Consider the following 15,639-nt stretch of genomic DNA (forward strand, 5'->3'; position numbering starts at 1 on the left):
GAAGGCAGTACCCAAAAGCAAAAAAATAATTATTCAAAGACCGATCTTAAAAGATATGTATGGGTCATTGCCCGCTTGGGAGGATGGAAAGGATACGAAAGCAACAGGCATCCGGGTATTACAACCCTGTGGATTGGACTCAAATGTTTTAAAGATATAGCCAAAGCTTACAAAATCTTTAAAGATCTGTCCACACGATAGTTCTCTGAAGGGGTGGATTTTTGCAAAGCAAAAAGACGGGGTAGTTCAATAAAAAACCACCTCAATAAATTGAAGTGGTCTTGTATTGTGAGAAATTCTCAGTTGCTTATTAAGCTTCTTCAGTTTTAGCTTCTTCTTTTTTAGGAGCTGCTTCCACTGGAGCATCAGATACGATATCAAACTCGTAGTTGTATTCAACATTTCTGTGAAGTCTGATAAGAGCTGCGAATTTACCAGTTCTCTTGATCGTGTTACCAGGAATCTTGATGTATTTTTTCTCTACAGAAACACCAGCTTTTTCTAAAGCAGCAGATAAATCAGCATTGTTGATAGATCCGAATAATTTGTCACCAGCACCTACTTTTGCAGGGATCGTGATAGAAGTTTTCTTCAATTGCTCAACTACAGCGTTAGCAGCAGCGATTAATTTAGCTTCTTCTTCTTTTCTAGCTTCTAATGTAGCTTCTAAAGCAGCTTTGTTTTTAGGGGTAGCTAAAAGAGCAATTCCTTGAGGAATTAAGAAGTTTCTAGCATAACCTGGCTTTACATTTACTGTATCAAACTCAAGTCCTAAGTTTTCTACGTCTTTTTTTAGGATAATTTCCATTGTTGTTGTCCTTTTTTAGATTTTAGGTTGTATCTAAAATCAAGTTAGAATTAATGATGTATTCAGCAACAAAAGAAGAGGAAAAACCTCTTCTCTTATTTATTTTTGTCTTATTTCAATAAGTCAGCTACGTATGGTAGTAAAGCAAGGTGTCTTGCTCTTTTGATAGCAGCAGAAACTTTTCTTTGGTATTTTAAAGAAGTTCCGGTGTATCTTCTTGGTAAAATTTTACCTTGCTCGTTTACAAATTGTAATAAGAAATCAGCATCTTTGTAATCAACGTGCTTAATTCCGTATTTTTTGAATCTACAATATTTCTTTTCAGATTTTGTATTGATATCAAGCGGAGTAAGGAATTTTACTTCTGATTCTCCTCCTGCTGAGGCTTGTTTAGCCATTTCATCTATTGCCATGTCTTGTCTTTTTTAAAAAATAGGGTTAATAATTAAGCTTTAGCTGCTTTTACTTTAGCTCTTCTTGTTACAGCGTACTCTACAGCGTGCTTGTCAAGTTTTGTAGTAAGGTAACGGATTACTCTTTCGTCACGCTTAAATGCTAATTCTAAATCAGCAACTACAGTACCTTCTCCTTTAAATTCGATTAAAGTATAGAACCCATTCTTTTTCAATTGAATCGGGTAAGCTAATTTTTTTAATCCCCAGTTTTCTTTAGCAACGATTTCGCAGTTCTTTTCTTTGATTAGATCTACATACTTGTTCACTGCTTCCTCTACCTGTGCCTCAGATAGAACGGGAGTTAAAATGAAAACAGTTTCGTAATTGTTCATAATGTTAAAAAATTTGTTAATTATTTCGAGGTGCAAAAGTAGAAAATATATTTCTTATATGCAAGAGGATTGGAGAAATAGTTAGCGATTCCTTAGAATGTCTATTCATCTTTTTATGGATTTCTGGATTCAGTTTCATCATTGGATCTGATTTCCGTCAGAAAATTCACCTTCAAAACATCATACAAAGAATGTCTGCTTACTAATATGGAAGCAATAGAGGATACCATTCCGGCAAGCATAAGGTGGAATATCAATGAATGTCTGTCTGTCATTTCCAGCACAATAATCGCTGAAGTAAACGGGGCTCTTGTAATTCCGGTAAGGAAAGCAACCATTCCGCCCAGAATCACCACATTGGTTTCGTTGGGTGTTAAATGAATAATTCCTGAAATAACAGAACCTATACTTGCTCCCGCAGTAAGAGCCGGAGCAAAAATTCCGCCGGCACCTCCGGAAGTAAAGGAAAGGGCAGGCCCCAGCATTCTCAGAATGGGAACATACCAGTCTTCATGTTTATCTTTAGTAAAAAGGACACGCTCCATAATTTCTTTTCCTGATCCCAGAACTTCTCTGTTGATGAAATAGGCGATTGAAGCAATAATTAAAGCACAGATAATCAGGAAAACTACATTCGCCCTATCTGTCTTTAGTTTTTTCTTCTTCCAGCTATTGATTTTAAGCATGGTAACAGCTAGCTGGCTGGCCATAATACCGGCGGTACCTGCCACCAGCATGATCGGAAACATCACCATTAACGAAACGTCATTGGTTTTTGGATATCCTAAATATAAATAAGATCCCGCTAATGTTTGAGCGGTAAGACCTGCAATGATTACTGCTGTAAATAAGGCTGTTTTAAAGTAATTGATATGGGTTTTTGACAGCTCTTCCACAGCGAAAACAATTCCTCCCAACGGAGTATTGAATGCTGCTGCAAGTCCTGCTGCCGCTCCCGTCATAATCATGTTTTTTTTGGAAATCTTTGGCCACCATTCGGGAAGATATTCATTCACTTTTCTGAAAACAGAGCCGGCAATCTGGATGGTAGGTCCTTCACGTCCTACAGCGCCTCCTCCGATGACAAGAATAACGGAGGAAAGGATTTTGAAAAATATAATCTTAATACTTAAAAGATTCCGGATTTTCCTATGTTCTTTCGGATTGGCCAGTTCTACAGCCGCCATCACCTGAGGAATCCCGCTTCCTTTGGCATTGGGAGCAAATTCTTTCACCAGCCACCAGGAAAGTACAAATCCAACAGGTGCAATAATAAAGATCATCCATGCATGCCAGTCGAAAATAAAATTCATGAGATGTTCACCCCATGCAAATATCTGGGCGTACATGACAGCAAAAAAGCCTGTTATGACAGATCCTATCCAAAAGGGAATGGCCTGAAGCAGATTATGCTTCAGCTGTTCGTTCCGGATATTGTCGAAGGAATTTTTAAGAGATTTTTTGATGAGGGCGAAAATTTTCAGCATTTGTTAATTTAGAAGTGTAAAAGTACGTGATTTTTACAGATTTTATATTTCTTCCAGAAATTTTGAAACCATCTCAGCATTTTCAACGGTAAGTTCCTTGGGTAAACCGAAACTTATCATATTGTTTTTAACTACAAGTTTAAAATCTTCATCGGGAAATGATTTTATCACTTCTTTTCTCCTGTTGTCTAAAAATAACATGGTTTTGTATGGATCATTTCCGATCACATAAAAATCTTTAAAACCCTTATTATCTTTAAAATTAATGTTAAAATGACTGAAAATTCCAGCTACTTTATCCGCGAGGCTTTTTTTATTGACAGAAATGAATCCAAAATCGTTGTCCGTTTTTTTTAATCCCCAAATCTGCAGGGTATCAAGTTGGTTGTCCGCACGTGCTCCTCTGAAAGTGGTTCCACCTTTATTGACAATAAAAAGATAAAAAGAATAGGCTTTATTCTTATCTGTTACAAAATAGCAAATCTTAGGTATAAATAACGGAGACAGGTCATCTTGCTCCGATTTGAACTGGTTATAAGGAGAGTTTTCAATATCAATCACAGAAATATCATACATTGCAAAAAGCTTGTCATACACTTCAGAAATTAATTTCTCTTCTTCATTTGAAAAATCAAAAAGCTTGGTTATCATATCTTAATTTAAGTTGGATTGGAGTAAATTGTTTGTTTTAAAATTAATACTAATAACTTAAACTTCCAGGAAAGTCATTATAATATGAAATGAATTGGGTTGAATTGCTGATATTTCATTAAAATTGAATTTTGTTTGAATTGTTTTCAAAATTAAAAATTGAATAGTGTCAGTTTTCAGTAAAATAAAGAAGGTTTAAATCAAATAAAAGAAATTCCAACTTTCGTCAGGACTTTATGTATTGAATGAATGTCAGTTTTAATTAATTTTTCCTGGCCATAAGATCTTCTATTTTCTTAATCATATCAGAACTGTTGTTGTTTTGAGGGTTTAGCTCAAGAGATTTTTTATAATTTTTTAGTGCCAAAGGATAGTTTTTGGCATTGAAATATCCTTCTCCCAGGCTATCGAAAGCATTTCCGGATTGTGGATGTTCCTTTGCATTGAGTTCAAAAACTTTAATTGCTTCTTCAATTCTTGAATTTCCCATTAAAATATAGCCGATATTATTCAATGTTCCATCAAAATCCCACTTTGGATTTTTCGTCTTAATGGCATAGTAGTTTTTTTCTGCGTTTGGATTGTTATTTTGGGCAAATCCGGCAATAATAGATTCTTCAGCAAGAGAATAAGCGTCCGTAAGATTCTTATCAATGATGGCTGCAACATGATTGACAATATAATACTGTGCCGGGAAAAAATTATATCCGTTTGACATCACAATAATAGCCATGTTGTTTTGTGGGAAAATCCTATAAGCACTGACGTTTCCACCGGAAAAACCATAAGACGGAATATCATTCGCTTTACTGATCTCCCATCCATAAGCAAAAACATCTTTTTTGTTGCCGTAATCAAAGGGTTTCCACATCATTTCTTTTGTCTTTGGATTCAATAAATCATTGTTGATGAGATGACTGCTCCATTGTAAAAAGGCAGGAAGGGTAATGGCTAATCCATTTCCGGAATGAGATCTTACACCGTTGTCAAATGGCGTTTTTTCGTATTGTTTTTTCTCGTTGTTGTAGTTGTATTTCTGAACCCTGTTGGGAATCTGCTCAAGGGAATTTGATGAGAAATAGACCTGATTTTTTGTATCAGAAAATTGATTATTAATGATAAAATTATCGAAAGACTGTCCTGTAATCTTTTCAATGATCATGGTGAGCAGCATGTAATTCGTTTGATTGTATCTGAATTCATTTCCTATTTTAAACTCCATTTTTTCTTTGGAAAGACGTTCAATCACTTTTGCATTAGAATCATCAACAGGAATATCTTCGAAAGCAATGAAATTTGGAATTCCGGAAGAATGGGTCAACAGGTTTTTCACTTTTACGTCCTGCCATTCTTTAGGGAAATTTTCAACATATTTGGAGACATTATCCTCTAAAGACAGCTTTCGCTGCTCAATCAGTTGGAAAATGCCGACATTGGCCGTTAATTTTGAAGTAGAATATATCCTGAACATTGAAGTTGGACTTACTTTTTTTAGATCTTCCAGATTTTCTGTTCCATAATATTGCTCAAAAATTACTTTGCCATCTTTTATAATTCCGAGAGCTAATCCCGGTATTTTATTGTTTTTCATGGCTTCTTTTACATAGCTGTCAATTATTTTAGACTGTTTGGTTTGCTGAGAAAAAGCGGTCGTAGAAAATTGTAATGCAAATACTGCTAAAAGGATATGTTTCATTTTGAGATAATTCAGGTTGTTGTTTTTATATAAGACAATTGAGCGATTTGCTCCATTACATCGTTTGTAAACTGTTTGTATAAAACGTTACAGCTTTTTCCAATAAAAAAACCTCCGAATAAATTCGAAGGTTTAATATTTAAAATCAACAAAATTACTCATTGCTGATTACTCATTACTTATATCTCTGTGTTCAGATCCCAGTTTTCAAGGTAGTCGTGAACGTGCTTCAGCATCATTCCTCCTAAAGATCCGTCTACCACTCTGTGGTCATAAGAGTGAGACATGAACATTAAGTTTCTGATAGCGATTACGTCACCATCAGCTGTTTCAAGAACTGCAGGCTTCTTAACGATTGCTCCGATGGCTAGAATAGCTACCTGAGGTTGTGGAATAATCGGAGTTCCCATAAGGTTTCCGAAACTTCCTACGTTAGAAATTGTATACGTAGCTCCCTGAGTGTCTTCTGGTCTCAATTTCTTGTTTCTTGCTCTGTACGCTAAATCGTTGATGGCTTTTGCAAGACCGGAAAGTGATAACTGATCTGCATTTTTTATCACAGGAACAATAAGGTTTCCGTCCGGAAGGGCAGTAGCCATACCAATGTTGATGTTTTTCTTCTTGATGATGTTTTCACCATTTACAGAAACGTTGATCATTGGGAAATCCTGGATTGCTTTCACTACAGCTTTTACGAAAATAGGCATAAACGTAAGTTTTTCACCTTCACGTTTTTCGAATACAGCTTTGTTTTTATTTCTCCATTTTACAACGTTGGTAACGTCTGTTTCAATGAAAGAAGTAACGTGTGGAGCAATTTGTTTTGCTTTCACCATGTTTTCAGCGATGATTTTTCTCATTCTGTCCATTGGAATGATCTCATCACCTGCACTTACCGGAATAGTAGCTGCCGGAGCTGATACTGCCGGTTGTGGAGCAGAAACTGTCTGTACCGGAGCGGCCTGCTGAGCTGGCTGGCTTCCTCTGTTGGCAACATAAGCTAATATATCTTCTTTGGTAATTCTTCCTTCCAAACCGCTTCCTTTGATAGATTTCAGTTCAGTTTCAGAAATTTTTTCCTGTTGTGCGATAGATTTTACAAGTGGAGACAGATAAAGATCTCCCGAGAATTCTACGTTTGAAACAGCTACTGTTTGCAATGGCTCTTCAATCGCTTTTAAAGTTTCAGCATCCGGAGCAGCCGCTGGAGTTTCAGTTTTTACTTCTTCTGAAGTTGTACCTTCTCCTTCAATTTCTAAAATAGCAATGGCTTCACCTACTTTTGCAACTTCATCTTTTTGCTTTAAAATTTTCACAATTTTCCCCGAAACTGGTGTCGGTACGTCTGAATCTACTTTATCTGTTGCAATTTCTACTACGGAGTCATCCTCCTTTACGTTATCACCTTCATTGAATAACCAAGTGATAATTGTCGCTTCCATAACCCCTTCTCCCATGGAAGGAAGCAATAATTTGTATTCTGCCATTTTTGATTTTTAGATTTTGACAAATATATAAAAAAAATCGGTTTTTTTAAGAAATATATAATCTTAGCTGAATTCGATATAAATATTTTCTCCCACATTCAGTCCAAACAGGCTTTTAGCGCCGTTTTTCTTGCTTCCTTTGTAGATGGTAAGCTCCAATAACTGACTATCATTGAAGATCGCTGCAGACTGTCCGTGGAATTCGGTCTCCCTTTTCCAGTCTGAAACAACTTCTGTATGGCTGGAAAATATTCTTGAAAGGCTTAAATTTCTGAATTTTATGGTAAAACTGTTGTAACCTTTACTGATATTCTCAAAAAAATCTTTATTGATATTTGATATTATATTTCCGAAATTATCAATATAGGTCACTTCACCAATAATCATTCCTTCCGATTCATTATAAACCGCCCGCGGGAACATCAGCTGTTTTGCTGTGCTGATTTTTCTTCCTATCACTTCAGGAAGTCCGCCATTGGCAAGATGCACTGCTGCAGGAACAAAAATGTCCGTAGAAGTAAAGTTGATAACGTCGTCAAAACGATTGTTCAGCGTAAGTTCGTAGATGGCTTCCGGTTTTATATCAAAAAATATAAGGCTCAAAAGGCCGTTGTCTGCCGCCAGGAAGTAAGATCCGTCTGCTTTATAGAGGATATTCTTTCTTGATTTGCTGTAAAAACTGTCTACAGAAAGAATGTGAATGCTTCCTTTGGGAAAATATTTATAAGCATTTCTTACAATATATGAAGTCTGTATAAGATTGAATGCCTGGATTTCGTGGGTGATATCAATAATATTAACCTCAGGGTTTAGAGACAGAATTTTGCCTTTCACAGCAGCAACTCTGTAATCTAAATTTCCGAAATCCGAAGTAAGGGTAATAATTGACATGAGCAATTTATAGAATAGTGTAGTATTGCAAAGTTATTTAAAATAAAAAGAAAGCCCGAAAGATTGTTGAAAAGAATTTGATATAAATTTGAAAAAAAGCTTTAATTTTAAAATCTAAAAATAAAAATACTGCATGTTTGAATTAACATATGATTTGGAAGATATCGATGCGAAAATCTTCTATGGAGTTAATAACCAATATTTCAACTTAATAAAATCAAGCTTTCCAACCATTAAAATTACAGGAAGAGATCATTTTATCTTTGCCATGGGAAATCAGGAAGCTTTAGACATACTGAAGCAAAAACTGGATGATATTGTCAGTTTTATCTCCAAAAACAATTCAATAGGACTGAAAGATGTTGAAAATATATTGAATATTAAAGACGAAAACGAGAAACAACTGGTATTCGACCAGGATATTATCGTAAAAGGAGTCAACGGCAAAGTAATTAAGGCAAAGACGACCAATCTTAAAAAGCTGGTAAAAGAAACAGAGAAAAAGGACATGGTTTTCGCCATTGGACCTGCAGGGACAGGAAAAACATATACCAGTGTTGCGTTGGCAGCAAGAGCTTTGAGAGATAAAGAAGTAAAAAGAATTATCCTGACCAGACCGGCTGTAGAAGCAGGAGAGAGTCTGGGATTTCTTCCTGGTGACCTTAAAGAAAAGCTGGATCCGTATTTACAACCTTTGTATGATGCGCTTCGTGATATGATTCCCCATGAGAAACTGGAAGGTTTCATGGAGAAGAAAGTGATTGAAGTAGCACCATTGGCCTTCATGAGAGGGCGTACACTGGATGATGCTTTTGTGATTTTGGATGAAGCACAGAACACCACTCATGCTCAGATGAAAATGTTTCTTACCAGAATGGGAATGAATGCCAAGTTCATTATCACGGGAGATCCAAGTCAGATTGACCTTCCGAAAAACCAGCAGTCCGGACTGAAAGAGGCCATGAGAATTTTAAATGGAGTAAAAGAAATAGGATTTGTACACCTTACAGAAGAAGATGTGGTAAGACACCCGGTGGTAAGAAAGATTATCCTTGCCTATAACGACGAAGAGAAAAGACTAAGAAACGACTAGTAAAATGAGTAAAAGTTTCTGTTAACCTTTTATTAACCTTAAATTAGTTGGTTAAAATTTGTTAATTTGAAAAAAATAGTTAGCTTTGCACACCTTAAATGTAAAAACTAACTAAACATGAAAAAACTTTTACTTGTTGCAGCAGTCGCTGCTATGGGAATTTGTGCCAACGCACAGGAATTTCGATTTGGTCCAAAAGCCGGTTTCGCAATGTCTACTATTAAACTAGACGATAAGCAAGATGATCTTGACGGAAGAAAAATGTCTCCTAAATATACTTTCTATATTGGTGGAATGGCTGAGTACAAATTCAATGATAACTTTGCAGTTCAGGGAGAAGTTTTGTATTCACCACTTGGAGCCAAGGAGAAAATTGATGGAGTAAATGCTGGAGGAATGTATTTTGGTGAATCAACTAAAGTAACTTTTGGAACTCTTTTGGTTCCTGTTTCTGCAAAATACTTTATTACAGAAGGGTTCTCTGTAGCTGCAGGTCTTAACGTAGGAATTATCCTTACTGCTAAACAAAAGACTGTAATAGGTTCAGATTTCCTTGACGTAGAAATGGAAGGAGATACCGGTGATGTAGATATTAAAAAAGATATCAAGTCTTTAAATCTTGCCCCTTTCTTAGGGGTTGAATATATGCTGGAAAACGGACTTTTCTTTGATGCAAGATACAGCTTAGGAGTATCCAACCTATCCAATGACAACAGCGGAGGTACTGTAAAGAATAGTTTTGCTCAGGTTGGTGTAGGTTTCAAATTCGGAGGAAACTAATTCTGAAAAATTTACTTTCAAATGATATTAAAAGCAGGACAAATTTTGTCCTGCTTTTGTGTTATAAGGCAATTTTATTCTAATGATGAAAATAATTAGTATTTTTGCAGGGTAAAATTTAAACTTAAAAAAATGAAAAAACTATTATTACTAGGTGCTTTTGCACTTTTAGGAGGTGTTGCTCAGGCACAGGAAGGTTTCAAATTGGGTGGACATATTGGAGTGCCTGTATCTGATGCAAGTGATGTATCTTCATTTACATTAGGAGTGGATGCAGCTTATATGTGGAATATTGCCAAAGGTTTCGACCTTGGGGTAACAACAGGATATTCTCATTTCTTTGGAAAAGATAACTTTGATGATTTCGGATTTGTTCCTGTAGCTGTTTCAGGGAAATATAAGTTTAAAGGAGCTCCTGTTTTTGTAGGATTAGACCTTGGATATGGTATTTCTACAAAGGATGGGGTAGATGGAGGTTTCTATGCACAACCTAAATTTGGATACCAGATGTCCAAAGGAGAGTTGTATATCGGATATCAGTCTATCAGTAACACACGTGATTATGGTTGGTACAAACATAATTGGAACGTAGGAGCTGTAAACTTAGGATTTAATTTCTTTTTGAAATAAGAAAAAGCAATTGCATATGAGAACTCCGGCCGAAGGCCGGAGTTTTTTGATTATATTATATATAGACTGTGCAGATTTTTTATCAGAACTTTTGTTATAAAGGGGCTGTGACAACCAAGAAAAAGAAAAAATAATCTCAAATAATAAACGTTTGTTTAAATTTTAAGAGTTAATAGCTTTAAAATAAGAAGTTTAAGTTAATGTGCTTTAGCATTTCACCAGAATTTATGGGCTTTTGCTAAAAAATACAAAATTTAAAAAACTAAATATATTAAGCTCTTGTTGAAAAAAAGTGATTTTTTTATTCATAAAATTGTGAAAAACTTAATAACATCTCTTAACTAGGATTTATTTTTATAAAACCCTATATTTTAGTAATGATATTAATCACATTAACAAATTTTAATATTACTGGGGACCACTGTAAATTTGCCCTCAGAAAGTATTAAAATTTTTTACAATGAAAAAAATATTATTAGCGGGTGCTGTTGCACTTTTTGGTTTATCAAACGCTCAGATTGCTAAAGGAACTACATATTTATCAGGATCTGTTGGTTATTCTCAAGAAGAAACTAACAACGGTAACATTAAAAAAGAAAACTTCAACGTATTACCTACAGTTGGATATTTCGTAAACACTAACCTAGCAATCGGTCTAGGAGTTGGTTACCAAACTGAAAAGAACACTGTAACTACTACAGCAACTTTACCAAACACTACAATCGTAAACGACAAAGTAACTAAAACTCCAGCTTTTGTTGTTGCTCCATTCGTAAGAAAATACTGGACTTTATCTGACAAGTTATATTTCTTCGGACAATTAGCAGTGCCTATGCAGTTTGGAAAAACTGAAACTGAAGACAACACTGTAACTACTACTGGAAATACAGTTGTTACAAACTCTACTTCTACTGAAGCTAAATACACTAAAATCGGTGTTACTGTGAAGCCAGGTTTAGATTATTTCTTAAACAAAAACTGGTCTATCGAAGCTACTATCGGTGAGTTCGGTTATAGCAACTACAAGCCAAAAGATGGTGATGCTACAAACAACTACAACTTCGGATTGAATTTATCTTCTGTAACTTTCGGAGTTAAATATGTATTTGCAAAATAATAAACAAAGCATATAACAATAGAACCCTGAGATTTTCTCGGGGTTTTTTTGTATTTTTGGAAACATTTTTTTATATAATAACCATGAAGAAATTATTATTAGCAGGTGCTGTGGCACTTTTCGGGCTTTCTAATGCTCAAATGACTAAAGGAGACTGGGTGATCAGTGGGAACACCGGGATGGGTTTTAACAACACTACAACTACGGTAAAAGTAGGAGGGAACTCTGTTGACGGACCTAAAGTAAACTCATTTTCAATTACACCTTCTGTAGGGTATTTTGTTATTGATAAATTAGCAGTTGGTATCGACTTAGGGTATTTTAATACTACTACTAAATATCAAGGTGTTAAATCTACAAATTCTACGTTCTCTGTAATGCCTACAGCTACTTATTATTTTACCAATTCCAGCAAGCTTGTACCATTTTTAGGTGCAGGTATTGGATATGCATCCAATAAGACGAAATATTCTTTTTATAATAGCAATATCAATAATGAAGGCGTTGATCCTTTATTAATGCAGGATACAGAGAATACTACGGATGGTTTGGCGTGGGGAGTAAAAGGAGGGGTAACTTATATGGCGACTCAGTCTTTAGGAATCAATTTGGGTATTTCCTATGATCAGTTCTCAAACAAAGAAACTATTATGAATACTGATGTTAAAACGAATATCAAAACTTTCGGGGTTAACGTTGGTTTCTCTTATTTTATCAAAGGAAAGGCTCAGAAATCTGATAAATAATCAGCTTATTTAAAGATAAAAAAACAAAAAAATCCGACTCAAATTTTGAGTCGGATTTTTATATTTTAAATATGTTCTTTTGTTATTTTCCAAACATTCCACCCATTCCAGGCATATTCGGCATTTTGCTCATCATCTGCATCATTTGTTTTCCCTGAGGTCCCTGCATCATCTTCATCATTTTACCCATCTGATCAAACTGCTTCATCAATTGGTTCACATCTTCGATTTTTCTTCCTGCTCCTTTAGCAATTCTGGCTTTTCTCTGAGTATTGATGATAGAAGGTCTTCTTCTTTCTTCAGGCGTCATAGAATAGATGATGGCTTCAATGTGTTTGAATGCATCATCACTTATTTCTACGTCTTTAATCGCTTTTCCAACCCCAGGAATCATTCCCATCAGATCCTTCATATTACCCATCTTCTTGATCTGGTTGATCTGCTTAAGGAAATCATCAAAACCAAACTCGTTTTTAGCAATTTTTTTGTGAAGTTTTTTAGCTTCTTCCTCATCAAACTGCTCCTGAGCTCTTTCTACTAAGGAAACAACGTCTCCCATTCCCAGAATTCTGTCCGCCATTCTTTCCGGATAGAAAAGATCCAAAGCTTCCATTTTTTCTCCTGTAGAGATGAACTTAATTGGTTTCTCAACAACAGAACGGATCGTTAAAGCCGCTCCACCACGAGTATCACCATCTAATTTTGTTAAAACAACTCCGTCAAAGTTCAAGGCATCGTTGAATGCTTTTGCTGTATTTACAGCATCCTGACCAGTCATTGAGTCAACTACGAAAAGAGTCTCCTGCGGTTTGATGAAATAATGTACGGATTTGATCTCGTTCATCATCTGCTCATCAATAGCTAGACGACCTGCTGTATCCACGATCACAACATCATGACCGTTTGATTTTGCGAAATTGATCGCGTTTTCAGCAATGGTAGATGGATTGGTAGCGCCTTCTTCAGTATAAACAGGAACTTTGATCTGTCCTCCCAATACTTTCAGCTGGTCAATCGCAGCAGGACGGTAAACGTCACATGCTACCAATAATGGTTTTTTATTTCTTTTTGTCTGTAAATAATTAGCAAGCTTTCCTGAGAAAGTGGTTTTACCAGATCCCTGAAGACCGGCAATAAGGATTACAGTAGGTTTTCCTGAAAGATTAATTCCTTCCTGAGAACCTCCCATCAGGTCTACCAGCTCATCATGAACAATTTTCGTCATCAGCTGTCCCGGAGTAAGGGAAGTAAGAACGTTTTCTCCTAATGCTTTATCCTGAACTCTCTTTGTAAGATCTTTCGCAACTTTATAGTTAACGTCGGCATCTACCAATGCTCTACGGATCTCTTTTACGGTTTCCGCCACATTGATTTCAGTAATTTTTCCTCTACCGGAAATATTGTGTAATGCCTTGTCTAATTTATCCTGTAAACTATTAAACATATTTATTGTAAATTATAGGTTTGCAAAAATAAGGAATTTTTAGGATATCCAAAGTGTTTGAACACGTAATATTATATATACACGTAATATTATTACAAAGAAGAAAAATGATAAATATCAAATCATAGTATAATACGATAGAAAAAGTCTATTTTTGCGATCAATTAAATATAGAATGAAAATTAATCCCAATATTCTTGTTGTCGTTTTATTCTTTCTGACCTTCCTGGTGCATTTTTTCCTTTGGAAATTTGTTTTTCACCTGGATGAGATAGTGGTCATTAAATTTTACCTTTTTCTAAGTGTCATGTTTATGATGATGATCACTCTTATTATCTTAATCAATAGAGTAGCACCGGAATTTTTGGGATTGTCTGTTATTGGTTTGATCCTTTTAAAATTCGGTTTAATGTACTTAATCAGAAAAAAACTGAACTTTGAAGTGATTCCCGGCTACAAATTCCATTTTATCATGCCTTATTTTGTCCTGACAGCACTGCTTACGTACTATGCAATCAAGCTGATTAATCATGATAAAAAACAGTAAAATTATTTATTGAAACTAGAAAAAATATCATATTTTTGCACAACGAAAAAAACCTATCAATGTTTAAGAAATTCGCAGTTTTATTCTACAGTATTTTTGTATTAAACTTAGTGTCTGCACAGCACGGAGAGGCTGCTGCTGGGGCAGCTCCTGCTCAAGAGCTTTCAGAGAAAGACAAAGTAAGCAAAGAAAACAAAGAGTTCATCGATCATCACTTATTGGATGCACATGATTTCACATTGATGGTTGATAAAGAAGGTCACCACATCGGTTTTCCTCTTCCTGTTATTATTTATGATAACGGTTTCCACTCTTTCATGAGTAACAAAGAAGGGTTCATGCACGGGGAGCCTACTGAAGTAGATGGTTCTTTTTATGTATTGCACCACGAGAAAATCTATAAGACTGATGCTGCTGGAACTTTAACACTTGGTGAAGACGGTCATCCTACGAATGTAAAGCCTTTAGATCTTTCTATTACAAAAAGTGTATTGATTATTTTATTAGTGTCAATCTTTATGTTTGTATTGTTTGTTGGAATGGCTAAATCTTATAAGAAGTCAGTAGTTCCTACAGGAGCAGCAAGATTCTTAGAGCCATTAATTATCTTTGTAAGAGACGAAGTTGCTATTCCTAATATCGGGCACAAGTATAAGAGATTCATGGGTTATTTATTAACAGTGTTCTTCTTTATTCTTTTCCTTAACGTTCTTGGATTAATGCCTTTTGGAATCAATGTTACAGGTAATATTACAATGACATTCTTCTTAGCTATCCTTACATATCTGATTACGACATTCTCAGCGAATAAAGATTACTGGAAACATATCTTCTGGATGCCAGGGGTGCCGGTTCCAATGAAACTGATCATGCTTCCAATCGAATTATTAGGAACAATCACTAAACCATTCGCTTTGATGATCCGACTTTTCGCCAACATGACTGCAGGACACATCGTAGTAATGAGTTTGATCGGGCTGATCTATGTATTTAAGAATTTTATCGCAGGTGTTGCATTCCCTTTCCTTACATTGGTGATTTATTTACTTGAAGTATTGGTAGCATTCCTACAGGCTTATATCTTTACAATGTTATCAGCACTGTTTATCGGAATGGCAGTAGAAGAGCACGAGCACGAACATCATGCAGCTCACTAATTGAAATTATAAATTAAAGTAAAACAAATTTTTTAAAATTATATATTATGGAAATCCCTAAAATTGTAGGTGCTGGTATCGTAGTACTAGGTGTAGGTATCGGTCTTGGTAAAATCGGAGCTGCTGCTCTTGAAGCTATCGCTAGACAACCTGAGCAATCTGGAAAAATCCAAACAGCTATGCTTATCGCAGCTGCACTTGTAGAAGGTGTTGCGTTTGCTGCTCTATTCGCAGTAAACTAATTAAATTCAAACCATTATCTGTGACGGTTGGTTACAGATAGTGGTTCTTTAAAAAAAGTAATAATTATTTATACAT

General features: G+C 35.5%; 17 protein-coding genes and 1 pseudogene. 9 read left to right on the forward strand and 9 right to left on the reverse strand.

All coding sequences use genetic code 11. From position 1 onward, the window contains the following. Nucleotides 1-201: pseudogene (locus FFS26_RS22490) on the forward strand (hypothetical protein); the annotation flags it as partial. Nucleotides 202-310: 109 nt separating this feature from the next. Here the strand turns inward: FFS26_RS22490 and rplI are convergent. The 8 genes from rplI to FFS26_RS09500 form a co-directional block, all read right to left on the reverse strand. Beyond that, nucleotides 311-808 (reverse strand): 50S ribosomal protein L9, encoded by a 498-nt coding sequence (gene rplI / locus FFS26_RS09465; protein ID WP_047429787.1) that lies wholly within the window; start codon nt 806-808, stop codon nt 311-313. Nucleotides 809-918: 110 nt separating this feature from the next. Next, nucleotides 919-1,221 carry a 30S ribosomal protein S18 gene (gene rpsR, locus FFS26_RS09470; RefSeq protein WP_002979091.1) on the reverse strand — a complete coding sequence of 101 codons (303 nt, stop codon included), beginning with the start codon at nt 1,219-1,221 and terminating at the stop codon, nt 919-921. 32 nt (nt 1,222-1,253) lie between these two features. Continuing rightward, entirely contained in the window at nt 1,254-1,595 is a 342-nt protein-coding gene (gene rpsF / locus FFS26_RS09475) for a 30S ribosomal protein S6 (protein ID WP_034695444.1), read from the reverse strand. A gap of 113 nt (nt 1,596-1,708) precedes the next feature. Then, nucleotides 1,709-3,082, reverse strand: coding sequence for a chloride channel protein (locus tag FFS26_RS09480; protein WP_110010280.1), 1,374 nt, complete (start codon nt 3,080-3,082; stop codon nt 1,709-1,711). A 42-nt stretch (nt 3,083-3,124) separates the two neighbouring features. Then, nucleotides 3,125-3,733: a hypothetical protein gene (locus FFS26_RS09485; protein WP_137904914.1), complete on the reverse strand. Its 609-nt coding sequence runs from the start codon at nt 3,731-3,733 to the stop codon at nt 3,125-3,127. Nucleotides 3,734-3,995: 262 nt separating this feature from the next. Beyond that, on the reverse strand, nt 3,996-5,429 hold the full coding sequence (locus tag FFS26_RS09490; RefSeq protein WP_110010278.1) for a serine hydrolase domain-containing protein: 1,434 nt from the start codon (nt 5,427-5,429) through the stop codon (nt 3,996-3,998). 179 nt (nt 5,430-5,608) lie between these two features. Continuing rightward, nucleotides 5,609-6,916, reverse strand: a complete 1,308-nt coding sequence (locus tag FFS26_RS09495) for a dihydrolipoamide acetyltransferase family protein (protein ID WP_110010277.1) — start codon at nt 6,914-6,916, stop codon at nt 5,609-5,611. A 63-nt stretch (nt 6,917-6,979) separates the two neighbouring features. Then, nucleotides 6,980-7,807, reverse strand: a complete 828-nt coding sequence (locus tag FFS26_RS09500; protein WP_062675025.1) for an S-adenosyl-l-methionine hydroxide adenosyltransferase family protein — start codon at nt 7,805-7,807, stop codon at nt 6,980-6,982. Nucleotides 7,808-7,940: 133 nt separating this feature from the next. Here FFS26_RS09500 and FFS26_RS09505 point away from each other — a divergent pair, with 133 nt between their 5' ends. The 5 genes from FFS26_RS09505 to FFS26_RS09525 all read left to right on the forward strand — a co-directional run bounded on the left by FFS26_RS09505 (nt 7,941) and on the right by FFS26_RS09525 (nt 12,173). Then, a complete protein-coding gene (locus FFS26_RS09505; RefSeq protein WP_002979097.1) occupies nt 7,941-8,900 on the forward strand; it encodes a PhoH family protein in 960 nt (319 codons plus the stop codon). Between the two features lie 117 nt (nt 8,901-9,017). Further along, nucleotides 9,018-9,680, forward strand: a complete 663-nt coding sequence (locus FFS26_RS09510; RefSeq protein ID WP_110010276.1) for a porin family protein — start codon at nt 9,018-9,020, stop codon at nt 9,678-9,680. 132 nt (nt 9,681-9,812) lie between these two features. Continuing rightward, complete coding sequence (locus FFS26_RS09515; RefSeq protein ID WP_110010275.1) at nt 9,813-10,310, forward strand: hypothetical protein; 498 nt, start codon at nt 9,813-9,815, stop codon at nt 10,308-10,310. A gap of 460 nt (nt 10,311-10,770) precedes the next feature. Continuing rightward, entirely contained in the window at nt 10,771-11,427 is a 657-nt protein-coding gene (locus FFS26_RS09520) for an outer membrane beta-barrel protein (RefSeq protein WP_110010274.1), read from the forward strand. An 83-nt stretch (nt 11,428-11,510) separates the two neighbouring features. Beyond that, on the forward strand, nt 11,511-12,173 hold the full coding sequence (locus FFS26_RS09525; RefSeq protein WP_110010273.1) for an OmpW family outer membrane protein: 663 nt from the start codon (nt 11,511-11,513) through the stop codon (nt 12,171-12,173). A gap of 82 nt (nt 12,174-12,255) precedes the next feature. Here FFS26_RS09525 and ffh read toward each other — a convergent pair whose 3' ends face one another. Further along, nucleotides 12,256-13,617, reverse strand: a complete 1,362-nt coding sequence (ffh, locus tag FFS26_RS09530) for a signal recognition particle protein (protein ID WP_110010272.1) — start codon at nt 13,615-13,617, stop codon at nt 12,256-12,258. A gap of 175 nt (nt 13,618-13,792) precedes the next feature. Between ffh and FFS26_RS09535 the strand changes: the two genes are divergently transcribed. Genes FFS26_RS09535 through atpE form a run of 3 tightly spaced genes read left to right on the forward strand, consistent with a single transcriptional unit; the run spans nt 13,793 to nt 15,563 of the window. Next, on the forward strand, nt 13,793-14,164 hold the full coding sequence (locus tag FFS26_RS09535; protein ID WP_137904915.1) for a hypothetical protein: 372 nt from the start codon (nt 13,793-13,795) through the stop codon (nt 14,162-14,164). Between the two features lie 59 nt (nt 14,165-14,223). Beyond that, entirely contained in the window at nt 14,224-15,321 is a 1,098-nt protein-coding gene (gene atpB / locus FFS26_RS09540; RefSeq protein ID WP_110010270.1) for a F0F1 ATP synthase subunit A, read from the forward strand. Between the two features lie 47 nt (nt 15,322-15,368). After that, a complete protein-coding gene (gene atpE / locus FFS26_RS09545; RefSeq protein WP_002979108.1) occupies nt 15,369-15,563 on the forward strand; it encodes an ATP synthase F0 subunit C in 195 nt (64 codons plus the stop codon). The last annotated feature ends 76 nt before the right edge of the window (nt 15,564-15,639 follow it).

This window comes from Chryseobacterium sp. 2VB (genome assembly GCF_005503635.1).
Lineage (GTDB): Bacteria > Bacteroidota > Bacteroidia > Flavobacteriales > Weeksellaceae > Chryseobacterium > Chryseobacterium cupriresistens.